This window comes from Micromonospora sp. NBC_00389, from assembly GCF_036059255.1.
Classification (GTDB): Bacteria; Actinomycetota; Actinomycetes; order Mycobacteriales; family Micromonosporaceae; genus Micromonospora.
This window is the reverse complement of sequence record NZ_CP107947.1, coordinates 1,501,187-1,521,701: the sequence shown is the minus strand read 5'-3', so window position 1 is coordinate 1,521,701 and position 20,515 is coordinate 1,501,187. Positions and strand designations below refer to the sequence as shown.

The window sequence follows — 20,515 nt, the reverse complement described above, 5'->3', positions numbered from 1 at the left end:
CGGCGGTCGCCGGGGGTGTGCTGCCCGCCAACCTCATGACCAGGTCAGTCGGTCTCGCAGCGGGGCAGTTGAGTGCGGCGTCGCCGAGATCAGGTGGTGGTGCGGCGAGTGGCGGCCCGGGTCACGAGGGAGCCGAGGAGTCGACCGAAGTCCAGGCCGGCCGCCTGTACGGCGAGCGGGAGCAGCGATGTCTCCGTCATGCCGGGCGAGACGTTGACCTCCAGCACGTGTGGCTGACCGGAGGCGTCCACGATCACGTCGACCCGGGAGAGGTCCCGCAGGCCGAGCGCGGTGTGCGCGGCGAGAGCCACGTCGGCCACCGTGGCGGCTACCTCCGGGTCCAGCCGGGCCGGGGCGTGCCACGTGGTCCGCCCGGCGGTGTAACGGGCGGCGTAGTCGTACACCCCGTTACGGGGCACGATCTCCACCGGCGGCAGCGCCTGAGGTCCGTCACCGAGGTCGACCACGGAGACCGCCACGTCCATGCCGGGCACGTAGCGCTCCACCAGGGCCGTGGAGTCGTACGCGAAGCACCCGACCATCGCGGCCGGCAGCGACGCGGCGTCCCGGACTACCCCGGCGCCCAACCCTGAGCCGCCCTGCGCCGGCTTGACCATCAGGGGCAGGCCCAGCCGGTCGGCGATCCGGTCCAGCACGGCCACCGCACCCAGCTCGGAGAAGCGGTCGTGCGGCAGGGCCACCCAGTCCGGAGTGGGGATGCCGGCCTCGCGGAGAACTGCCTTGGCCGAGGGCTTGTCCCAGGCGAGCCGGGAGGCCCGGGCGTCGCAGCCGACGTACGGGATGCCGCACAGGTCCAGCACGCCGCGCAGCGAACCGTCCTCGCCAGTGGCGCCGTGCAGTGCGATCACCACCGCGTCCGGCGGGTCGGCGGCCAGCGCCGGCAGCAGCGCCACGTCGGCGTCCCGCAGCTCGGCCTCCACCCCGACGGCGCGCAGCGCGTCGAGCACCCGCCGACCGGAACGCAGCGACACGTCCCGCTCGTAGGAGAGCCCGCCGGCGAGTACCAGCACGTGCAGGTCGGACGCGACGGGGGAATCGATCACGAGGAAGCGCTCGGCAGCGGTCGTACCCATGCCGGCATCATGCCAAGTCGGGTCCTGGCACGTCGGAACCGGCCCTGCCACGTCGCCCGGCGGCGCCGCCGGGCGACCCGAAGACCCGGCGCATCGCGATCTCCTGCTCCATCACGCCGGCGAGCCGGCGAACGCCCTCACGGATCCGCTCGGGCGGCGGGAAGCTGAAGTTCAGCCGCATGGTGCCGGTGCCGGTGCCATCGGCGTAGAAGCCGGTGCCGGGCACGTAGGCGACCCTGGCGGCGACGGCGCGCGGCATCATGGCCTTCGAGTCGAGACCGTCGGGCAGGGTGGCCCAGACGAAGAGGCCGCCGGCCGGCGTGGTCCAGCTGGTGCCCTCCGGCATCAGGTCGGCCAGCGCGTCGAGCATGGCGTCCCGGCGTTCGCGGTACACCTCGCGGTAGACCTTGAGCTGCTGCCGCCACGGCATGGTGCTCAGGTACGTGGCAACCGCGGCCTGGGCGTAGCCGCTGGGGCAGAGGATCTGCGCCTCGCTGGCGATGACCAGCTTGTCGCGGACCGCGTGCGGCGCCAGGATCCAGCCGACCCGCAGCCCGGGAGCGAAGGTCTTGGAGAAGGTGCTGAGGTAGAAGACCCCGTCCCGGCGGCGGGCGCGCAACGGCGCCGGCGCCTCGCCCTCGAACCCCAGTTGGCCGTACGGGTCGTCCTCGACCACCAGCAGGCCGGCGCGCTCGCAGATGTCGAGGACGCGTTCCCGGCGCTCCTCGCTGAGCGTCACGCCGGTCGGGTTCTGGTAGGTGGGGATGGTGTAGAGGAACTTCACCCGCCGGCCCGCCCGGCCCAGGTCGGCGATGGCCGTCTCCAGCGCCTCCGGGATCAGCCCGTCGGCGTCCATCGGGACGTGTACCACCTGCGCCTGCGCGGCCTGGAAAACCCCGAGCGCGCCGACGTACGTCGGCCCTTCGGCGAGCACCACGTCACCCGGGTCGAGGAAGAGCCGGGCCACCAGGTCCAGCGCCTGCTGCCCGCCCACGGTGACCACCACGTCCTCGGGTGAGGCGCCGCATCCGGCGTCGATCCCGGAGAGCGCCATCACCTCGCAGATCCGCTCGCGCAGCTCGAGGGTGCCCTGACCGATGCCGTACTGGAGGGTGGTCACGCCGTGCTCGGAGCCGAGCCGGCCGAGCATCTCGCCGACCGCGTCGAGGGGCAGGGCGGCGATGTACGGCGCCCCACCGGCGAGCGAGACGACCTCCGGCCGGCTGGCCACCGCGAAGAGTGCTCGGATCTCGGAGGCGGTCATCCCGCGTACCCGCCGGGCGTACCGGTCGGTGTAGTCGTCGAGTGTCGTGCCGGTCATGACCTCACCTCGATCGCTGCTCGGGTGGCTCCCGCCCCGGGTACCCCGGACGCTGGCGACCATGGCGGCGGGGACACCGATTGTCGATCCTAGCCCGCCGGAGCCAGGCTGCCGGCCTGCGGAGACGGACCGCCCACATCCCGGACCATCCCCGCTGTCCCCCGGTGCGGTGGGCATCTGCGCGTCCCCTCCCGTACCGTCGATCGGCGGCGTACGATCGCTCGTCGGGGGCAGGAAGGCGGCGCTGTCGTTCCATGCCGGTCTACCACCGAGCCTATTGTGGGGATGCGCCATATGTCGCGACGTCTGGTCAGCCTGACCCTCGACACGTTGGAAGACCTTCCTCGCCCGTGCCGGCAGTGCGTCTACTGGGAGCTGGATCCGGTCTCCGCCGACCGGGCCTGCGCTGCCGGGGATCCGGGCCTGGAGAAGGAGGCGTGGGTCTCCCAGACGCTCCTGGAGTGGGGCTCCTGCGGCAAGCTCGCGTACGTCGACGGGATGCCGGCGGGCTTCGTGATGTACGCCCCGCCCGCCTACGTGCCCCGCTCGATGGCCTTCCCCACCTCCCCGGTCTCCGCCGACGCGGCGCTGTTGATGACCGCCAACGTGGTTGCCGCGTTCGCTGGCGGCGGGTTGGGTCGGATGCTGGTGCAGGGCGTCGCCCGGGACCTGACCAAGCGGGGGATCAAGGCGATCGAGGCGTTCGGCGACGCCAAGTTCGGCGATGCGGACGACCCTGCCGGCGGCTGCGTAGCGCCGGCTGATTTCTTCCTTTCCGTCGGCTTCAAAACCGTACGTCCGCATCCGCGGTTTCCCCGGCTGCGGCTCGAGCTGCGCACCGCGCTGAGCTGGAAGTCCGACGTCGAGTACGCGCTGGAGAAGCTGCTCGGCTCGATGAGCCCGGACACCCTGCTCCGTCCGGTCCGCCCCGCCCCGGCAACCCGCTCCACGGGCGGCTGACCGAGCCCGCCGGCAGCGCCGTGTCGACCGGTCTCAGTCGACCACGGTGCCGGCGGTCACCACCGCCCGCAGCTCGCTCACATCGATCGAGCCGGTCGGCACGTCCAGCTCGATCGGGAAGTACATCCGTTGCACCGCAGCCACGATCGCCTCCACCACCCGGTCCCGGAATCGGGGATCGATCAGGCGGGCGCGGTCCGCTGGCGAGGTGAGGTAGCCGACCTCGACCCGTACCGCCGGCATCCGGGTCAGCCGCAGCAGGTCCCACGTCTTGGCGTGGGTACGGCAGTCCCGTAGCCCGGTCCGCGCGACGATCTCCCGCTGCACCAGACCGGCCAGCCGCTCGCCGGTCGCTGAGGTCACACCGTTGTTGGTGCCGTAGTGGTAGGTCGCCACGCCCTCGGCGTCCGGGTTGGCGTGCCCGTCCAGATGCAGTGAGATGAACACGTCGGCGCCGAGCGAGTTGGCCAGCAGCGCGCGGTCGGTGTCCGGCAGGCAGCTGTCGGGCGCCGGACCCCGGGTGAGCTGCACCCGCACCCCGGACGCGGCGAGCCGCCCCTCCAGCCGGCTGGCCAGGTCGTGCACCAGGTCGGCCTCCGTCCAGCGCAGCGGCCCGTCCGGTACGACCATGCCCGGGTCGGTGCCGCCGTGGCCGGGGTCGATGACGACCGTCTTGCCGACCAGCGCCGGCCCGGACTGCCGGATCGCGTCGGACTCGCGCAGCCACTGCGGGCGGCCACCGACGACTTTGCGGCCGATCCGGCGCAGGGCGTTCATGGTGTGCGGCCCGCACGAGCCGTCCGGGGTGAGACCGACCTCGCGCTGGAACTGGGCGACCGCCCGTGAGGTCCGGATGCCGTAGATGGCGTCCGCCCGGCCCACGTCGTACCCCATCTCCAGCAGTCGCTCCTGGAGCGACCGGACGTCCTCGCCGGTGAGCGGCTCGGGGACCGCGTGGTAGAGGGTGCGGGCGCCGAGCCTCCAGCGGGCGGCGTCCAGGGCGCACCAGGTCTCCGACCCGACCCGGCCGTCCACGCTGAGCCCGCGGGACTGCTGGAACGCGCGGACCGCACGTTCGGTGTCGAGATCGAACTCGTCGACGGCTGGGTCGGCGGTGGAGGTGAGCAGGTCGAGGCCGGTGAGGATGGTACGGATCTCCGTGACCGCGGCTCCCCGGTCACCGGATCGGATCGGACGCACGCACGACCCCCTCTGCACGATGCTGGCTGGCCGGGCGGCCCAGGCTTGAGGCTATGCGTTCCGGGGCGGCGAGGTGGCTCGGCCTGGAAAAACTCCCGACGGCGTGGGCCCGGAAGACAGCGAACCCCGCACCCGGCGACCGGGTACGGGGTTCGGTGAAGTTCCTGCTGGTCAGAGGGCCGATTCGATGAGCCGGACCAGCTCGCCCTTCGGCTTGGCGCCAGCGATCGACTGCACCGGCTGGCCGTTCTTGAACACGGTGAGCGTCGGCACCGACATCACCCGGTAGGCCCGGGCGGTCTCCGGGTTCTCGTCGATGTTGAGCTTGACGATGGTGACCTGGTCACCCATCTCGCCCGCGATCTCCTCGAGCAGCGGCGACACCTTGCGGCACGGCCCACACCACTCGGCCCAGAAGTCCACCAGAACCGGCTTGTCGGCCTGCAGCACGTCAGCGACGAAACTCGCGTCCGTGACCGCCTTGGTATTTCCCACTATGCCCCTCCTCCGGGATGTGTTCGTTGTTTCAGCTGAGCGTCGCGATGAACCGCTCGGCGTCGAGCGCGGCGGCACAACCGGTGCCGGCCGCGGTGATCGCCTGACGGTAGGTGTGGTCGACCACGTCGCCGGCGGCGAAGACACCGGGCACGCTCGTCCGGGTGCTGGGGGCCTGGACCTTGACGTACCCCTCGTCGTCCATCTCGACCTGGTCGCGGAAGAGCTCACTGCGGGGGTCGTGGCCGATGGCCACGAAGACGCCGGTCACGTCCAACACCTTGGTCTCGCCGGAGTGCACGTTGCGGACCCGTACGCCGCTGACCTTGCCGTCGGCGCCCAGGATCTCTTCGACGGTGCTGTTCCACTCAACCTTGATCTTCTCGTTGTTCAGCGCCCGGTCAGCCATGATCTTGCTGGCCCGGAACGAGTCGCGCCGGTGGATGATGGTGACCGACTCGGCGAAGCGGGTGAGGAAGCTGGCCTCCTCCATCGCCGAGTCGCCGCCGCCGACGACCACGATGTGCTGGTTGCGGAAGAAGAACCCGTCACAGGTGGCGCACGAGGAGACGCCGTGGCCGAGGTACTCCTGCTCGCCCGGGACGCCCAGCGGGCGCCAGGCCGAACCGGTCGAGAGGATGACGGCGCGGGCACGGTAGGCGGTCTCGCCGACCCAGACGGTGCTCACCGCGTCGGCGCCGGCGTCGCCGGTGTCCACCAGCTCGACCCGGGTCACATCGTCGGTGAGGAACTCGGCGCCGAACCGCTCGGCCTGCTTGCGCATGTTGTCCATCAGCTCGGGGCCGAGGATGCCGTCGGCGAAGCCGGGGAAGTTTTCCACCTCGGTCGTGGTCATCAGCGCGCCGCCCGACTGCGCGCCCTCGATGATCAGCGGCTTCAGGTTGGCGCGGGCGGCGTAGACGGCCGCCGTGTAACCGGCCGGCCCGGAGCCGATGATGATCAGGTTGCGGACCTCGTCCACTGCCGTCTCCCGAGTTGTGTGTGTTCGGCTTCGGCGCGCACCGATGCCGATCCAAGTCCGACGCCTAGGGTCGCCGGAACTGACTTCCAGAACGTCATCGTACGAACCGGGGATTCCCGAGACGGGCATCCGGTGGGTCAGGTCACGTGGACGGTCATCCCGCCAGTGACCGCGGATTCACCCTACCCGCGCCGAATACCGCTTGTCCGAGCCGGACCCGGGGACCCCGCACTCCGGGCCGCTCACCCAGGCCCAACGGCCCCCGGCCGCGTCGGTGAACCGGATCACCAGGGCTGGCTCGCCCCGGAACTCCGCGTAGTCGATCACCTCGACCACCAGCGGGGCGGCGCCGTGCTCGGCGGCCACGTCGGCCAGGCAGGTGGTCAGCGCGGCTTCGTCGGTCAACCGGGCCAGTTGGTCCAGGCCGCCCGGCGTGGGTCGACGGCCACCTTCGGCCGCCACCCCGGGCTGCCCGTCCGGAGCACTGCTGGTCCGTTGACCGTCGGACGGCTCGGCATCGGCATCGGCGAGCGTCTGCGGCGTGTAGTCCGTACCGCTGCGCAGTGCAGGCCCGGTGGTGCGTACCGCACCGGCCGCCGCCGCACCCTCGGGCGCGCTGGCCGGCTGGTTCAGGACGCTGGTGCCGGCAGTGTCCGAGGCGTTCATCGAGAGTTGATTGAGCCCCAGCCCCACCGCGAGGACGGCGACGGCCGCGACCGCCACCGCAGGCGCGCCGCGCCGGGCCCAGCGTCGCCGCCGGCGACCGGGACCGGTGGGTGTGCCGCCCCCCGACTGGGTCGGGGAGGGGCCGTTGGGTCGGCGGCCGGAACCGCTGCCGCCCTGTGCCGGAACGACCACCCGAGTGGCGGTGTCCGGATCCGGCCCGACCGTGGGCGTACCGCCGGTGGTGTCCTCGTCGGCCGCTGCGCCGTCGAGCAGCGGGTCCGCCGCGGCCAGCGCGGCGGCGAGCCGTTCGGCGAGCGCCGCCGGCAGCTCCGGGGACGGCTCGGCCCACCGGGCGAGGTCGGCGCGAACCTCCGTCACCGCAGAAGCCAGCAGGGTGTACGCCTGGGCCCACGCCGGGTCCGCGTCCACCAGCCGAGCGACCTCCGCCTGCTGCGACGTGCCGTCCAACGCCCCGCCGAGGTAGTCAGCGAGCAGGTCGTCGTCGACCTCCCTGAACCCCTCGGTCGTCACGTGTCCTCCTGATTGGCGTCCCGCCGGAACCGGCCCGACCCCGATCCGACGCCCTCCGCAGGGCGGGGGTTCCCCTTGGTGACGCCGGGCACGTCTGCGACCGTGCCGGTCGGGCCCGGGTGGGCCGATGGCGTCGCCACGCCGGCGGCCGGGCGGAGATGCCCGAGCAGCACCGCCAGCCGGGCCCGGCCCCGGGCACAGCGGCTCTTCACCGTCCCCTCGGCGACACCGAGGATGCGGGCCACCTCGGCGACGGGGTAGCCCTGCACGTCCACCAGCACCAGGGCGGCGCGCTGCTCGATGGGCAGTGCGGCAAGCGCCTCGCGGACGACCAACGCGGTGTCGTGGTCCTGTGCCGGTGCGGCCGGCTCCACGCCCCCGGTGCGCGACCCGCCCTCGGTCCGGGTGCCGTCGGGCAGCGGCACGGTGGGGTGCGCCTGCCGGCGTCGGATCCGGTCCAGGCAGGCGTTCACCACGATCCGGTGCAGCCAGGTGGTGACGGCCGAGTCACCCCGGAAGCGGCCGGCGGCCCGATGCGCGGACAGCAGGGCGTCCTGGAGTGCGTCGGCGGCCTCCTCGCGGTCGCCGAGCGTCCGCAGGGCCACCGCCCAGAGCCGGTCACGGTGCCGGTGGAACAGCACCGCGAAGGCGTCCCGGTCCCCGTCGACGTGGGCGCGCAGCAACTCCAGGTCCGTTGCGGCGTCGCGCCCGTTCATCACCGCGTCCAGCGGATGCGGTGCCCGGATTGTGCTGCCCGGCTCACGAACCCTGGACCGTAATCTCCTGCACCCCGAGCTTGAAGCCACCCTCGGACGGGGGTAGCTCGGTGATCCAGAACAGCAGGTACTGGTACTTCTGGTCGGCGTCGAAGCCGTTGAACGTCATGGTGGTGCCGTCGTGCTCCTCGAACGGCTGCCCGATCGGCGTCTTGTAGCCCGCGACGAGCTGCTTGTCGCCACTGGACGTGGACGGCGGGTTGGCAGTGCCGGAGAGCAGTTGGGCCGATGCACCGGTCCCGGAGAGCACCGCCTGCACCGACTTGACGCTGTGCGGCTCGCCGAGATCGAGCCAGACCCCCATGCCCTTCTTGATGTTGCCGAAGTTGGGGCGGTTGTACGTCTCCGTCTCCCAGCCCTTGTCCTCGTCACCGTCGATGACTTTGTTGGCGCCGTCGACCTCGCTGCGGTTCTTGCTGTCCGGGTCGATGATCCGGACGCCCTTCACGGTCAACTTGCGCACCGTGGCGGCGGCCGGGGTCGTCTCACCGGCCGGGGCCGTGGAGGTGGGCGTGGCCGCCGCGTTGTTCTGCGGCTCCTTGTCGTCGCCCAGCGCGCTGATCCCGATCAGCAGACCGACCAGGGCGACCGCCAGCAGGCCGGCGATGCCCACGGCGACCTTGCGACCGCCCGCCGCGGCCAGCGGAGACGGCTCTTCCTCGGTGTCGGCGGCGAACCGCAGCGGCCCACTGTTGTCGAGGTAGTGCTCCTCCTCGGCCGGCACGTCCAGCCGCGCCAGCTCGGCGGCGAGCACGTCCGACGACGGCGGCGCGATTTCGGCGTCGAGCAGGTCCATGGTCAGGTCGTCCAGGTACGCGGGCACGCCGGCCCGGACCTGGCGGGGTGCCGCGATGCCGCCACTGGCGTCCCGGACCGCGTCCGGGATGGCGGCCCGGCCGTGGCCGGCGGTGGCGCCGCGCAGCGGTGCCTCGGCGTGCGGCCAGTGCCCGGTCAGGGCAAAGTAGAGGATGCCGCCGACCGCCCGGATGTCGTTCTCCTGGCTGTCGGCGCCGTCGGTGCGCGCGTCGGCCAGCACTACCCGGCCCTCGGCGCTGATCATGACCGTGCCGGGGTGGACGTTGCCGTGCACCATTCCGGTGGCGTGCACCGCGGCGAGGGCGCTCGCGACGGCGTTGCCGATCGCGGTGGCCCGGGCCGGGTCCAGCGGACCTTCGGTCGCCAGGTCGCGCAGGGACTGACCGTCCACCCACTCGCGCACCACGTACGCCCGCTCGGCCTCGTCGATCGCGTCGTAGACGCCGACCAGGTTGGGGTGAATGACCCGGCTGGCCGCGACGGCGGCCTGGAGCATTTCGGTGGCGGAGTCGCCACCCGGGTAGCGCAACACCACCGCGACGGGGCGGCGCAGGATAACGTCGACTCCGCGCCAGACCAGCCGACCCGCGCTGTCGTTGTTGATGTGCTCAACCAACTCGTACCGCTCGGCGAGGATTTCACCGGCCGTGGGAGCACCGAAGGTCATGACCGGCGGAGCGCTCTCGTCCGCCTCCTGACCCTCGCCGACCTGGGTCACCCGTCCTCCCTCGGTGATCGTGCCGATCGATGGACCCGAACTGCTGGGCATGTGGCTTCCCGCTCTGCCGTCGAAGGAACCGGCCGACCGGTGTCGACGCGCAGCGTCGGCGCCTGCCGTACCCGTCGAGAGCGACCTTACCCGGGTTGCCCGTCTCTCCGACATGTCATCTTCCCGCCGTGCCCGGCGGGGTGCCGGGAGTCGGGAGAGTCGTCCGGTTACGACCGTTGTCAGCCACGTTGCTGGCACATGTACTAGCCAATCTACGGCTTCACCGCAAGTGACCGACGCCGGGGCCGAGCCCCGGGGTGGCGCTCCCGCCAACCGCCATGTTCCCACCGAACGGACCGGCACGCTCAGCCGTACGGTTGGTTATCCACAGGCCGATCCGCTTGCTGACCGGCGAATCGCGGAGTTATCCACAAGCGCGTCCCCAGCCCTGATGATCCGCGGTTACGGTCCGTACAACGCCAACTCTTCGTGTGTGGACTGTTGCGCTCAGCGACCGAGTCGGCGGCGGACCATGCCGACCACCTCGGTGATCTCCCCGATCCGCAGCAGCGTGGCCAGCCCCAGGTAGGTCCCGCCGATCACCGCGCCGCCGATCACGAGCTGCACCACGGCCTGCATCCAGCTCGGCGTGTCGCCACCGGGCAGCAGGCTCACCACCAACAACCCGACCAGCGCGGAACCCAACGCGGCGACCGCCACCCGGCCGAGGGTGCGCAGGATTGCGCCCATCCCGATCCGCCCGATCCGGGGCCGCAGCAGCCACGCGGAGGCGAATGCCGCAGCCAGATAGGAGACGGCGTTGCCGATCATCATGCCGGCTGCGGCGAAGTGGGCGGCGAAGGCGACGTAGAGCACCACCTGCACGCCGATCCGCAACGCCACCACCGGAATGTTGATCAGCGCTGGCGTGCGGGTGTCCGGCAGGGCGTAGAAGGCGAAGGTGAAGAGCTGGCTGATCGCGAACGGGACCAGCGCTAGCGCCGCGAGCAGCAGCACCAGCGAGGTGTCCGCCGCGTTCTCGTCGCTGAACGCGCCGTAGCGGAACAGCGCCACGGCCAGCGGAGTGGCCAGCACCGCGTAGCAGACCGCGATCGGTGCGAGCACGGCCGAGACGGTGCGGGTGCCCCGGGACAGGTCGGCGGCGACGTCGGAGTACCGACCGTCGGCGGCGGCCGCGCTCATCCGGGGCATCAGCGCCGTGATGATCGAGACGGCGATGATGCCGTGCGCCATCATCAGCAGCAGGAACACGTTGTTGTAGATGAGTGGGCCGGCGGCGTTCTCCTTGCCCGCCCGGTTGAGCAGGTTGAACAGGACGATCAGGCCGACCTGGCTCACCGCGACGTAACAGAACATCCAGCCGCCGAGGCGTCCCAGCTCGCGCAGCCCGAGGGCGCGGAAGTCGAACCGGAACCGCCAGCGGAAGCCGACCTTGCGCAGCGAGGGCAGCAGCCCGGCGGCCTGGATCGCGACACCGAGCAGCGTGCCGCCGCCGATCAGCAGGATCCGGCCGGTGGTCATCTGCTCGGGGCGGATGATCTCCGCACCGAAGATCGCGATGTACAACCCCGCGGTGGCGATCACCACGATGTTGTTCAGGATCGGCGCCCACATCGGCGCGGCGAAGTGCCCCCGGGTGTTGAGCACCGCGCTGATCAGCGCGCTGAGGCCGGTGAAGAAGATCATCGGCAACATCAGGTACGACAGCGCCGTGACCAGGCTCTGGTACTCGTCCCCGGTGTTGTCGCTGGCGTAGAGCTTGGTCAGCAGCGACGCGGACGTCGCCGCTACCACCGCCGCCGCGGCGAGGGTCAGCACCGCGAGGGTCAGCAACCGCTGGGCGTACGCCTGGCCGCCGTCGGCGTCGGCCCGGCGCCGGCGGACCAGCACCGGGATCAGCACGCTGGTGAGAATGCCGCCGAGCAGGAACTCGTAGACCATGCCGGGCAGGATCTGCGCGGTGGTGTACGCGTCACCGACCAGCGCGCCGCCGAGCGCTGCGGTCAGAGCCAGCGTGCGCAGGAAGCCGGTGCCCCGGCTGACCAGGCTGCCGATCGCCATCACCGCGCTGTTGGTCGCCGCACTCGCCTCGGCCACCTGCTCCTGCGGCGGCGCGGTCGACTCCATGGCCGGCTGGTTCAGCGGCTCGGCGGAGATGAACGTGGCGCCGTCCCCCGGGCGCCCGCCGGCCCCGGGCCCGCCGTCGTGCGCGGCGTTCGCGCTGCGGTAGAGCCCGCCGCTCATCTCCAGCCTCCAAGGGGTACGTCGAGCCGGGCACCGACCCGCACGTCACAGACCATAGTCAACCGGTACCCGTTACCCGCGCCCGGCGGACGGGATGCGGGCCCTGCCCGATAGGCTGGCGATCCCATGTCCGACGCCTCCGCTTCCCACGCCGCCGACCGCCGCGAACTCACCGCTGCGCAGCGCAACGCCGTCGCCGAACTGCTCCGGGTCTCCCCGGTCGCCGACGAGTTGGGCCGCCGGTTCGTCCGCGCCGGTCACGAGTTGCACCTGGTGGGCGGTTCGGTACGGGACGCCCTGCTCGGCCGACTCGGGGACGACCTCGATTTCTGCACCGACGCGCACCCGGACGAGACGCTGCGGATCATCAAGGGCTGGGCCGAGTCGATCTGGGAGACCGGCCGGGAGTTCGGCACCATCGGGGCTCAGCGCGACGGCCTCCGGCTGGAGATCACCACCTTCCGCGCCGAGTCGTATGACCAGGTCAGCCGCAACCCGGTGGTGGTGTACGGCACCAACCTCACCGAGGATCTGAAGCGCCGCGACTTCACCATCAACGCGATGGCGGTCAGCGTGCCGGAGCACCGGTTCACCGACCCGCACGGCGGGCTGGATGATCTCTCCGCCAAGGTGATCCGTACCCCCAGCACCCCCGGTGAGTCGTTCGGGGACGACCCGCTGCGGATGCTGCGGGCCGCCCGGTTCGCCGCGCAGTTGGGCTTCGCCGTGCACCCGGACGTGCACTCGGCGATGAGCCGGATGTCCGCCGACCTGGACCGGATCACCGTCGAGCGGATCCGCGACGAGTTCACCAAGCTGCTCTGCGGCGCCGACCCGATCACCGGGCTGCGGCTGCTGGTCGACACCGGGCTGGCCGAGCGGTTCCTGCCGGAGCTGACCGGGCTGAAGCTGGAGATCGACGAGCACGCCCAGCACAAGGACGTCTACGAGCACACGCTGACGGTCGTCGAGAACGCGGTCTCCTTCGAGGAGGACGGCTGCGACTTCATCCTGCGGATGGCCGCCCTCATGCACGACGTGGGTAAGCCGGCGACCAAGGCGGTCGGTTCCGACAGCCGGGTCAGCTTCCACCACCACGAGGTGGTCGGCGCCCGGCTCACCAAGGCCCGGATGAAGGCGCTGCGGTACCCCAAGGAGGTCACGGCGAAGGTGACAGCGCTGGTCGCGTTGCACCTGCGCTTCTACGGGTACGGGCGGGGCGAGTGGACCGACTCGGCGGTGCGTCGCTACGTCGCCGACGCCGGAGACCTGCTGCCCCGGCTGCACAAGCTGACCCGCTCGGACTGCACCACCCGCAACCGGCGCAAGGCAGCCCAACTCGCCGCCGACTACGACGCGCTGGAGGAGCGGATCGCCCGGATCGAGGCCGAGGAGGACCTGGCCCGGGTCCGCCCCGACCTCGACGGCAACGCGATCATGGAGCTGCTCGGCGTACCGCCGGGACCGGTGGTGGGGCGGGCGTGGAAGCACCTCAAGGAGCAGCGCCTGGAGCACGGCCCGCTGGACCGCGACGCCGCTGAGGCGGAGCTGCTGCGGTGGGCTCGCGCCGAGGGCCTGGTCGACTGACCGGAGCTGACCCGTACGACGGGCGCCGCCCCCGATCGCGGGAGCGGCGCCCGTCGGCGTAACGGCGTCAGCGCGTCTCGACGGCCGTCCCGTCCACCGAGGCGGTGCCCTTGCCGGCCGAGGTGCTGTTGCCGACCGGGGTGGACGCCGAGCTGAGCCGGGCCAGCAGGCCCGCCAGGTCGACCCCGGTCAGGTCGCTGCCGAGCTGGAGCCCTTGGGCCACGTTGCCGGCCACCGACCTGGTCAGCGACGACGCACCGTCGGTGGAGATGACGGTCATCTTGTCGATCGCCCCGATCGGAGCGCTGGCGGCCTCCACCACCTGCGGCAGCACCTTGACCAGCAGGTCCAGCACCGCCGCCTCCCCGTACGTGGCGAACGCCTCGGCCTTACGCGCCATCGCGTCCGCCTCGGCCTGGCCCTTCGCCAGGATGGCAGCCGCCTCGGCCTGTCCCTCCCGCTCGACCGCCTCGGCGATCGCGGAGCGCCGGCGCTGCTCGGCCTCACCCTCCTTGGCACCCTCGATCGCGTTCGCCTCGGCGAGCGCGGCGCGCCGGGCCCGCTCGCCCTCACCGGTGAGCCGGGCCTGCTCGGCGGAGGCCTGCGCGGCGGCGATGACCGACTGCCGCTGTGCGTCCGCGTGCAGCACCGCCGCGTTGCGGGCCGCCTCGGCCTCCTGCTCCACCTTGTACCGGGCGGCGTCGGCCGGCTTGCGCACCTCGGTGTCCAGTTGGCGCTGCTTGAGTTCGGCGTTGCGCTCGGCCACCTTCTGCTGCTCGGAGAGGATCGCCTGGTCCCGCTCCGCCTGGGCGAGCGGCCCGGCCGCCGCCGACTTCGCCTTGGCGGCGTCGATCTCCGCCTGGATGCCGGCCTGCTTGAGGGAGAGGTTCCGGTTCGCCTCGGCGATGGCTTCCTCGGCGAGCAGCCGCTCCTGCTCGGCCTGCTGCCGGGCCCGCGCCTCGGCGATCGCCGCGTCCTTGAGCACCCGGGCGGCCTCGGGCCGGCCCAGGTCCTGCAGGTAGGAGCCTTCGGCGAGGATGTCCTGGAGCTGGAAGGTGTCCAGCACCAGGCCCTGGTTGGTCATCGAGTGCTCGGCTTCCTCGGCCACCGCGCTGGCGAACGCCGCCCGGTCCCGGATCACCTCCTCAACGGTGAGCCGGCCGACGATCGAGCGCAGCGCGCCGGCCAGCACCTCCCGGGTGAAGTTGTCGATCTCGTCCTGTTGGTGCAGGAACCGCTGGGCGGCGGCCCGGATCGCGTCCTCGGTCCCGCCGACCTTGACGATCGCCACGCCGTGCAGGTCGGTGCGGATGCCCTGCTTGCTCACCGCGCCCCGGATGCCGACGTCGATCCGCCGGCTGGACAGGTCGAGCGACTGGAGTTTCTGCACCACGGGCAGCACGAACACCGAGGCGCCCAGCACGACCTTCTGACCGGACATGTCGGTCGACCGGCCACCGTCGGCGGTCTGCGTGGTGCGGCCCTTGCGGCCGGTGACGATGAACGCCTCGTTCGGCCCGGCCACCTTGATCCGGGAGAGCACGAAGAACACCAGGATGAGGATGAGGAGGACCGCGCCACCGATGGCGATTAACAGGGGCATATAAGGAGTCCTGTCTGCGAAGAGGAGTCAGTAGGTCTCGACGTGCACGCTGGTCTCGCTGAGCGCCTGCACGACGAAGACCTGGGCGCCGACCGGGATCGGCTGGTCGGCGCGGGCGTTGAGCTTGACCGGCTGGCCGGCGACGCGTACCCGGACCTCGCCGTAGCCGTCGACCGGCACCGGCGTGACGACGAGGCCGAGCGCGCCGACCAGGTCGTCCCGGGTGGGGGTGGGGTCGGTGCGCATGTTCCGGGCCGCCCGGCTCAGCCGGGACGCCAGCCAGCCGGTGGGCACTGCGGCGAGCAGGCCACCGGCCGCCGCGCCCGCGATCATGCCCGGCGTACGCGCACCGACCAGTTCGTTGACGATGGCCCCGCCGAACCCGAACGCCCCGGCGAAGCCGGCGACCGTCTCGGTCGAGATCGGCCCGTCGACGTTGGCGTGCCCGAAGTGGAACAGTTCGGTGCCGAGCAGGGCGAGCGCCAGCACCCCGACGCCCGCACCGCCGATGATCAGAAAGATGAGCGTCCCCGTGGCCACGACCAGCACGGTATCGACGTCGCGCAACGTCCAACGGCTCGGCCGGACGCGAAGATGATCTACCGCTCGGCCGGTTCTGCGGCGGCCCGCAGCGACACCGGGCCGGCGTGGACTGGCGTGCGGCGAGACGGTGGTGGTCGGGGTTGGCCATCCACGGCCGGGGTCGGGGACAATGGGTCGATGCGCTGGACCGTGCTCGACTCACCGATCGGCGAGTTCTCCGTGGCCAGCGACGGGGCGAGTGTCTGCGGCGCGCACTTCGGCCGGGTCGACGCGGCGGCCGACGAGCCCGACCACGAGTTGTCCCGGCAGGCCATCGCCGAGCTGCGGGCGTACTTCGCCGGTGAGCTGACCGGTTTCACCGTCCCGGTGTCGATCCCCCGCGGGTCGGATTTCGAGCGGGCGGTGTGGCGGGAGATGACCCTGATCCCCTACGGCGAGACGCTGACCTACGGCGAGGTGGCGCGCCGGGTCGGCGACCCCGGGGCGGCCCGCGCGGTGGGCGTGGCCTGCAACCGGAACCCGATCCCGGTCATCGTCCCGTGTCACCGCATCGTCGGCGCCGGTGGTCGGCTGGTCGGCTTCGGGGGTGGCCTGCCGCGCAAGGTGCACCTGCTGGAGTTGGAGGCCCGGGTGGCCCTGCAACAGGCATGGTCCTGACCGACCCGTCCGCCGAATCGAACCGAGCCATGCTTATCGTCCGATCGGTCGATGCGGACACCCCTCCGCAACCGTCATGATCGGGCGTCATTTCACCGACTTTGCGGGGGACCGATGACCGAAAAGCAGGACAAGACCGTCGACCGCCGCCGGCTGCTGCGCCGCGCTGGCACCGTCGCCGCAGGCGTCGCCGGCACCACCGTGGTCGGCGCCGCCGTCGCCGCGCCAGCTCAGGCCGCACCCGGTGACCCGGTGGTCCAGGGCGCGAACAACGCCGCCGGTGCCACCACCACCACGCTGACCAGCACTGCGGCTGGCCCCACCCTGCAGTTGGGGAACACGAGCACCACCACCGACGTGGATGGCGCGGTGCTGGCCCGGCCGGCGCTGCGGCTGACGCCGAGCGGCGACTACTTGCACCCCGACTCGCTGGGCGGCTCGCTTGGCATGGACGCCTACGGCAACCTTCAGGTGGTCGCCGACTTCCAGGGCGTCAGGTACCTCGATTACGTGCACACCACCGGCAACTCGAACCAGATCGTCCCGATCACGCCGCAGCGGCTCATCGACACCCGCTCGGCATCGTCGCGGACGCGGATCAGGAACGCCTCGTCGACCACCCTGGACAGCTCGGGTCGCCTGCGTGACGGCCAGACCATCCACGTCGACCTGAGCGACTTCGTCCACTTCGGGGACGCCCTCTTCGGCAACCTCACCGTGACCACCGCGGTCGCCTCGGGTTTCGTGCAGATCTTCCCGTACGGTGGCCCGCGCCCAACGAACTTCTCGACGATCAACTACCTGACCAACCAGGTGATCTCGAACTCGTTCATGTCGGGCATCGGCTACGAGCAGGACTGGATCTCCGTCTACGCGGCCCGGACCACTCACATCATCATCGACGTGGTGGCGTTCGTGGTCGGCGTCGGCTCGGTCAACCCGGGCATCCTGCCGATGTCCGCCGGCGCGATGGCGCGCGGCGCCGAGTCGCCCGAGCAGCTCAAGGCGAAGCGGGCAGCCAAGGCCATGACCACGGCGCCGAGCTGGAAGTGAGCCGGTCGCCGTACGCGGCGACGAGGCAGTGAACGCGGCGAGGGCCGGGTCCGTACGGACCCGGCCCTCGGCCGTGCTTGGTGCTCAGCGGGTCAGCGCTCGACCTCACCGGCGATGAACTCCTCGACGGCCTGGTGGGCGTCGTGGTCGGCGTACTGCACCGGCGGGGACTTCATGAAGTAGGACGAGGCCGACAGGATCGGGCCGGCGATCTTCCGGTCCAGCGCGATCTTCGCGGCCCGGACCGCGTCGATGATGACGCCGGCCGAGTTCGGAGAATCCCACACCTCGAGCTTGAGCTCGGCGTTGAGCGGGGTGTCACCGAACGAGCGGCCCTCCAGGCGGATGTACGCCCACTTGCGGTCGTCCAGCCACGGCACGTGGTCCGACGGGCCGATGTGCACGTCGCTCTTGCTCATCTCGTGCGGGATCTGCGAGGTGACCGACTGGGTCTTCGAGATCTTCTTCGAGACCAGCCGCTTGCGCTCCAGCATGTTCATGAAGTCCATGTTGCCGCCGAAGTTGAGCTGGTACGTGCGCAGCAGCTCGACGCCGCGGTCCTCGAAGAGCTTCGCCAGGGCGCGGTGCACGATGGTGGCACCGACCTGGCTCTTGATGTCGTCACCGACGATCGGCAGGCCAGCGTCCTCGAACTTCTTCGCCCACTCCGGGTCGGAGGCGATGAAGACCGGCAGGGCGTTGACGAACGCGCAGCCGGCGTCGATCGCTGCCTGGGCGTAGAACTTGGCGGCCTGCTCGGAGCCGACCGGCAGGTAGCAGACGACGACGTCGACCTGCGCGTCGCGCAGTGCCTGCGTCACGTCGACGGGAGTGGCGTCGGACTCCTCGACGATCTCGCGGTAGTACTGGCCCAGACCGTCGAAGGTCGGACCGCGCTGCACGCTGATGCCGGTCGGCGGCACGTCGCAGAGCTTGATGGTGTTGTTCTCGCTGGCGACGATCGCCTCCGCGAGGTCCATGCCCACCTTCTTGGCGTCCACGTCGAACGCCGCGACAAACTCGACGGCGGAGACGTGGTAGTCGCCGAAGGCGACATGCATGAGACCCGGGACGCGGTCGTTCGGGTCGGCATTCCGGTAGTACTCGACGCCCTGAACCAGGGACGAGGCGCAGTTACCCACACCGACGATGGCGACGCGGACGGAGCCCATAGCGTCTGCCTCCTTCTTTTCTGTCACGGCCGCTCATTCCTGGTCTCTCCAGGCGGAGGCGGGCTGTTGTCTTCTCGTCGGCCGCCGGCCGTCCCGATGTTCGGGACCGTCGGGGCTCGGCCGGAGCGCTCGTTGGCGATGAGCTCCTCCAGCCAACGGACCTCGCGCTCACAGGCGTCAAGGCCGTGGCGCTGTAGTTCCAGGGTGTACGCATCGAGGCGCTCGGCCGCCCGGCCCAGCACGTCACGAAGCCCTTCGCGACGCTCCTCGATCTTGCGGCGGCGACCCTCCAGAATGCGCAGGCGGGTCGCCTGGTCGGTCCGGGCGAAGAACGCGAAATGCACCCCGAAGCCCGTGTCGTCGTACGTCTCGGGCCCGGCCTGTGCGATCAGCTGGGCGAAGCGTTCCTTGCCTTCCGCGGTGATTTTGTAGACCACCCGACCTCGTCGGCTGGTCAGCGCGGGAACCTCCTCGGCGGTGGCGGGTGTCTCGGCGGCTTCGGTGATCCATCCGGCCGCCTGCAACCTGCGCAGGGTCGGATAGAGCGAGCCGTAGCTGATCGCCGCCCGGATCGCGCCGAGTTTGGCGGTCAGCTCCTTGCGCAGCTCATAGCCGTGCATAGGAGACTCCTGCAGGAGGCCGAGGATGGCGAACTCGAGCACTACGCCATCCTCTCTTTACCCCCGGCGCGGAGTGGTAACCGCCGCGATGTATCGGACCGATACATCGCACGTTAGCGGGTCGCGGGGGTCAGGGCAAACCCTCGTTTCGAGATGCTGCTGTCACGGATCGTGACCGTGGTCGCCTGGTCGAGCCGGACCGCGTACCCTTCTCCGCATGCGTACGCAGCGCCAGGTCGTCGACTACTCGCTTCAGAAGCGAGCGGTGCTGCGTGAGCTCCTGGCCGGCCGGGTCGGCACGTACGACGTCTGCGACGCATCCCCGTACCTGAAGAACGCTGCCCGGTTCCACGGCGAGCCGACCGACCGACGCTGCCCCATCTGTCGCAGCGAGAACCTGACCAACGTCCACTACATTTACGGTGACGAACTCAAGCAGTCCGCCGGCCAAGCTCGGACACTGACCGAGTTGCCCGTGCTGGCGATGACGCTGCGTGAGTTCCAGGTCTTCGTGGTGGAGGTGTGCCTCGGCTGTGACTGGAACCATCTCGTCGAGCAGTACCTGCTCGGTCGGGACGGTCTCAGCAGCGACGGCGACGGCGAGCAGGACGCGGCAGGTGCCGGAGGCACCGGTCGGCGGAGGCGAGAGGCGCAACGGTGATCTCAGCTGGTTGGACCGGCCCCGGGGCCGTAGACATGACCCGGGACGGCCGACCGCTCGTTGGTCTGATTGGCCCGATTGATACTGCAATGACCCCGGTGAACCGGCACCCCCGTGCCGGCGTCCCGGGTGAAGCAACTCACGGCAACCCGGTGGCGGCGCAGTCGCGCCCCACCGCGACCGGCAGGGTGTGAGGAATGAACTCGTACGGCGATCCCAGTTCTGCGCGCGGGCGGGCCCAGTACCCGGGCCCGGACGGCGACCCCGGACGGGGCGTGGACGACGCGTACCGCCGACCGGGCGGTGACTCTCGCGGGAGTGGCTGGTCGGCCTCGGAGGCCCCGGCATCCCCCGGTCGCGCCTCGGTGACACCGCGGGCAGCCGGTGGGCGGGCCTCGGTTGGTGGTTCGGCCTCGGTCCCGCCGCGCGGCACCACCGCCGGGTCCGCCTCAGTCGGTTCGGCCACGCCAGGCCGGGCCGGGCGGGCCTCAGTGCCGGTGTCCCCGGCACCGGGTGTGGGTCGCGCCGGCGCCGGCCGGGCCTCGGTGCCCGTGTCCCCGGCACCGGGTGCACCGGCGGGTCGGGCCACGGTCGGCGCGGCGTCCGTCGGCGCCGCCTCGGCGGGCCGGGCCAGCGTCGGCTCCGCCTCGGTGGGCGGCCGGGCCGCGGTCGCGCGGGCGAGCGTCTCACCGGTCTCCGGCGGCCCGGGTGGCCCTGGTGGGCCGAACGGTCCAGGTCGTGGTGGTCGGGGCGGTCGCGGTGCGGGTGACCCGGTTGGGGCGGCCCGAGCGAAGAAGCGCAAGC

The 20,515-nt window shown here is 71.4% G+C and carries 19 protein-coding genes; 5 read left to right on the top strand and 14 right to left on the bottom strand.

Features of this window, described 5'->3' with window-relative positions:
* Window positions 1–89: 89 nt before the first annotated feature.
* Window positions 90–1,094, bottom strand: a complete 1,005-nt coding sequence (locus tag OG470_RS07250; RefSeq protein WP_328422002.1) for a D-alanine--D-alanine ligase family protein — start codon at window positions 1,092–1,094, stop codon at window positions 90–92.
* A 7-nt stretch (window positions 1,095–1,101) separates the two neighbouring features.
* Entirely contained in the window at window positions 1,102–2,415 is a 1,314-nt protein-coding gene (locus tag OG470_RS07245) for an aminotransferase-like domain-containing protein (RefSeq protein WP_328422000.1), read from the bottom strand.
* 294 nt (window positions 2,416–2,709) lie between these two features.
* Here OG470_RS07245 and OG470_RS07240 point away from each other — a divergent pair, with 294 nt between their 5' ends.
* A complete protein-coding gene (locus OG470_RS07240; protein WP_328421998.1) occupies window positions 2,710–3,375 on the top strand; it encodes a GNAT family N-acetyltransferase in 666 nt (221 codons plus the stop codon).
* 33 nt (window positions 3,376–3,408) lie between these two features.
* Here the strand turns inward: OG470_RS07240 and OG470_RS07235 are convergent, their stop codons facing one another.
* From OG470_RS07235 to murJ, 7 genes are all read right to left on the bottom strand, one after another.
* Window positions 3,409–4,575 (bottom strand): N-acetylmuramoyl-L-alanine amidase, encoded by a 1,167-nt coding sequence (locus OG470_RS07235; RefSeq protein WP_328421996.1) that lies wholly within the window; start codon window positions 4,573–4,575, stop codon window positions 3,409–3,411.
* A gap of 171 nt (window positions 4,576–4,746) precedes the next feature.
* Window positions 4,747–5,070: a thioredoxin gene (gene trxA / locus OG470_RS07230; protein WP_007453873.1), complete on the bottom strand. Its 324-nt coding sequence runs from the start codon at window positions 5,068–5,070 to the stop codon at window positions 4,747–4,749.
* A gap of 31 nt (window positions 5,071–5,101) precedes the next feature.
* The gene (gene trxB / locus OG470_RS07225; protein WP_328421993.1) at window positions 5,102–6,052 is read right to left on the bottom strand and encodes a thioredoxin-disulfide reductase; all 951 of its coding nucleotides are present in this window, start codon (window positions 6,050–6,052) and stop codon (window positions 5,102–5,104) included.
* Window positions 6,053–6,229: 177 nt separating this feature from the next.
* A complete protein-coding gene (locus OG470_RS07220) occupies window positions 6,230–7,249 on the bottom strand; it encodes a hypothetical protein (protein WP_328421991.1) in 1,020 nt (339 codons plus the stop codon).
* A complete protein-coding gene (gene sigM / locus OG470_RS07215) occupies window positions 7,246–7,965 on the bottom strand; it encodes an RNA polymerase sigma factor SigM (protein ID WP_328421989.1) in 720 nt (239 codons plus the stop codon). The genes OG470_RS07220 and sigM overlap by 4 nt, the downstream gene beginning before the upstream one ends.
* Window positions 7,966–8,008: 43 nt before the next feature.
* Window positions 8,009–9,610 (bottom strand): protein kinase family protein, encoded by a 1,602-nt coding sequence (locus tag OG470_RS07210; RefSeq protein WP_328421987.1) that lies wholly within the window; start codon window positions 9,608–9,610, stop codon window positions 8,009–8,011.
* 447 nt (window positions 9,611–10,057) lie between these two features.
* Entirely contained in the window at window positions 10,058–11,815 is a 1,758-nt protein-coding gene (murJ, locus tag OG470_RS07205) for a murein biosynthesis integral membrane protein MurJ (protein ID WP_328421985.1), read from the bottom strand.
* A 126-nt stretch (window positions 11,816–11,941) separates the two neighbouring features.
* On the opposite strand from murJ, the gene OG470_RS07200 reads away from it, so the two are divergent.
* Window positions 11,942–13,402: a CCA tRNA nucleotidyltransferase gene (locus tag OG470_RS07200; RefSeq protein ID WP_328421983.1), complete on the top strand. Its 1,461-nt coding sequence runs from the start codon at window positions 11,942–11,944 to the stop codon at window positions 13,400–13,402.
* Window positions 13,403–13,469: 67 nt separating this feature from the next.
* On the opposite strand, the gene OG470_RS07195 is transcribed toward OG470_RS07200, so the two are convergent.
* Window positions 13,470–15,005 carry a flotillin family protein gene (locus OG470_RS07195; protein WP_328421981.1) on the bottom strand — a complete coding sequence of 512 codons (1,536 nt, stop codon included), beginning with the start codon at window positions 15,003–15,005 and terminating at the stop codon, window positions 13,470–13,472.
* Window positions 15,006–15,032: 27 nt separating this feature from the next.
* The gene (locus tag OG470_RS07190; RefSeq protein ID WP_328426191.1) at window positions 15,033–15,554 is read right to left on the bottom strand and encodes a hypothetical protein; all 522 of its coding nucleotides are present in this window, start codon (window positions 15,552–15,554) and stop codon (window positions 15,033–15,035) included.
* 171 nt (window positions 15,555–15,725) lie between these two features.
* Between OG470_RS07190 and OG470_RS07185 the strand changes: the two genes are divergently transcribed.
* Window positions 15,726–16,205 (top strand): methylated-DNA--[protein]-cysteine S-methyltransferase, encoded by a 480-nt coding sequence (locus OG470_RS07185; RefSeq protein ID WP_328421979.1) that lies wholly within the window; start codon window positions 15,726–15,728, stop codon window positions 16,203–16,205.
* A 114-nt stretch (window positions 16,206–16,319) separates the two neighbouring features.
* Window positions 16,320–17,258, top strand: a complete 939-nt coding sequence (locus OG470_RS07180; RefSeq protein ID WP_328421977.1) for a hypothetical protein — start codon at window positions 16,320–16,322, stop codon at window positions 17,256–17,258.
* Window positions 17,259–17,350: 92 nt separating this feature from the next.
* Here OG470_RS07180 and OG470_RS07175 read toward each other — a convergent pair whose 3' ends face one another.
* Both OG470_RS07175 and OG470_RS07170 read right to left on the bottom strand, forming a co-directional pair.
* The gene (locus tag OG470_RS07175; protein WP_328421975.1) at window positions 17,351–18,430 is read right to left on the bottom strand and encodes an inositol-3-phosphate synthase; all 1,080 of its coding nucleotides are present in this window, start codon (window positions 18,428–18,430) and stop codon (window positions 17,351–17,353) included.
* Window positions 18,431–18,453: 23 nt separating this feature from the next.
* A complete protein-coding gene (locus OG470_RS07170; protein ID WP_030331823.1) occupies window positions 18,454–19,092 on the bottom strand; it encodes a PadR family transcriptional regulator in 639 nt (212 codons plus the stop codon).
* 175 nt (window positions 19,093–19,267) lie between these two features.
* Here OG470_RS07170 and OG470_RS07165 point away from each other — a divergent pair, with 175 nt between their 5' ends.
* Window positions 19,268–19,711 (top strand): DUF5318 domain-containing protein, encoded by a 444-nt coding sequence (locus OG470_RS07165; protein ID WP_328421972.1) that lies wholly within the window; start codon window positions 19,268–19,270, stop codon window positions 19,709–19,711.
* A gap of 139 nt (window positions 19,712–19,850) precedes the next feature.
* Here OG470_RS07165 and OG470_RS07160 read toward each other — a convergent pair whose 3' ends face one another.
* Window positions 19,851–20,513 carry a hypothetical protein gene (locus tag OG470_RS07160; RefSeq protein WP_328421970.1) on the bottom strand — a complete coding sequence of 221 codons (663 nt, stop codon included), beginning with the start codon at window positions 20,511–20,513 and terminating at the stop codon, window positions 19,851–19,853.
* Between the last annotated feature and the right edge of the window lie 2 nt (window positions 20,514–20,515).

Coding starts and splice junctions, on each gene's coding strand:
- OG470_RS07250 (WP_328422002.1), bottom strand. CDS start 1,094: ATGGGTACGACCGCTGCCGAGCGCTTCCTCGTGATCGATTCCCCCGTC.
- OG470_RS07245 (WP_328422000.1), bottom strand. CDS start 2,415: ATGACCGGCACGACACTCGACGACTACACCGACCGGTACGCCCGGCGG.
- OG470_RS07240 (WP_328421998.1), top strand. CDS start 2,710: ATGTCGCGACGTCTGGTCAGCCTGACCCTCGACACGTTGGAAGACCTT.
- sigM (WP_328421989.1), bottom strand. CDS start 7,965: ATGAACGGGCGCGACGCCGCAACGGACCTGGAGTTGCTGCGCGCCCAC.
- OG470_RS07210 (WP_328421987.1), bottom strand. CDS start 9,610: ATGCCCAGCAGTTCGGGTCCATCGATCGGCACGATCACCGAGGGAGGA.
- murJ (WP_328421985.1), bottom strand. CDS start 11,815: ATGAGCGGCGGGCTCTACCGCAGCGCGAACGCCGCGCACGACGGCGGG.
- OG470_RS07200 (WP_328421983.1), top strand. CDS start 11,942: ATGTCCGACGCCTCCGCTTCCCACGCCGCCGACCGCCGCGAACTCACC.
- OG470_RS07195 (WP_328421981.1), bottom strand. CDS start 15,005: ATGCCCCTGTTAATCGCCATCGGTGGCGCGGTCCTCCTCATCCTCATC.
- OG470_RS07185 (WP_328421979.1), top strand. CDS start 15,726: ATGCGCTGGACCGTGCTCGACTCACCGATCGGCGAGTTCTCCGTGGCC.
- OG470_RS07180 (WP_328421977.1), top strand. CDS start 16,320: ATGACCGAAAAGCAGGACAAGACCGTCGACCGCCGCCGGCTGCTGCGC.
- OG470_RS07175 (WP_328421975.1), bottom strand. CDS start 18,430: ATGGGCTCCGTCCGCGTCGCCATCGTCGGTGTGGGTAACTGCGCCTCG.
- OG470_RS07165 (WP_328421972.1), top strand. CDS start 19,268: ATGCGTACGCAGCGCCAGGTCGTCGACTACTCGCTTCAGAAGCGAGCG.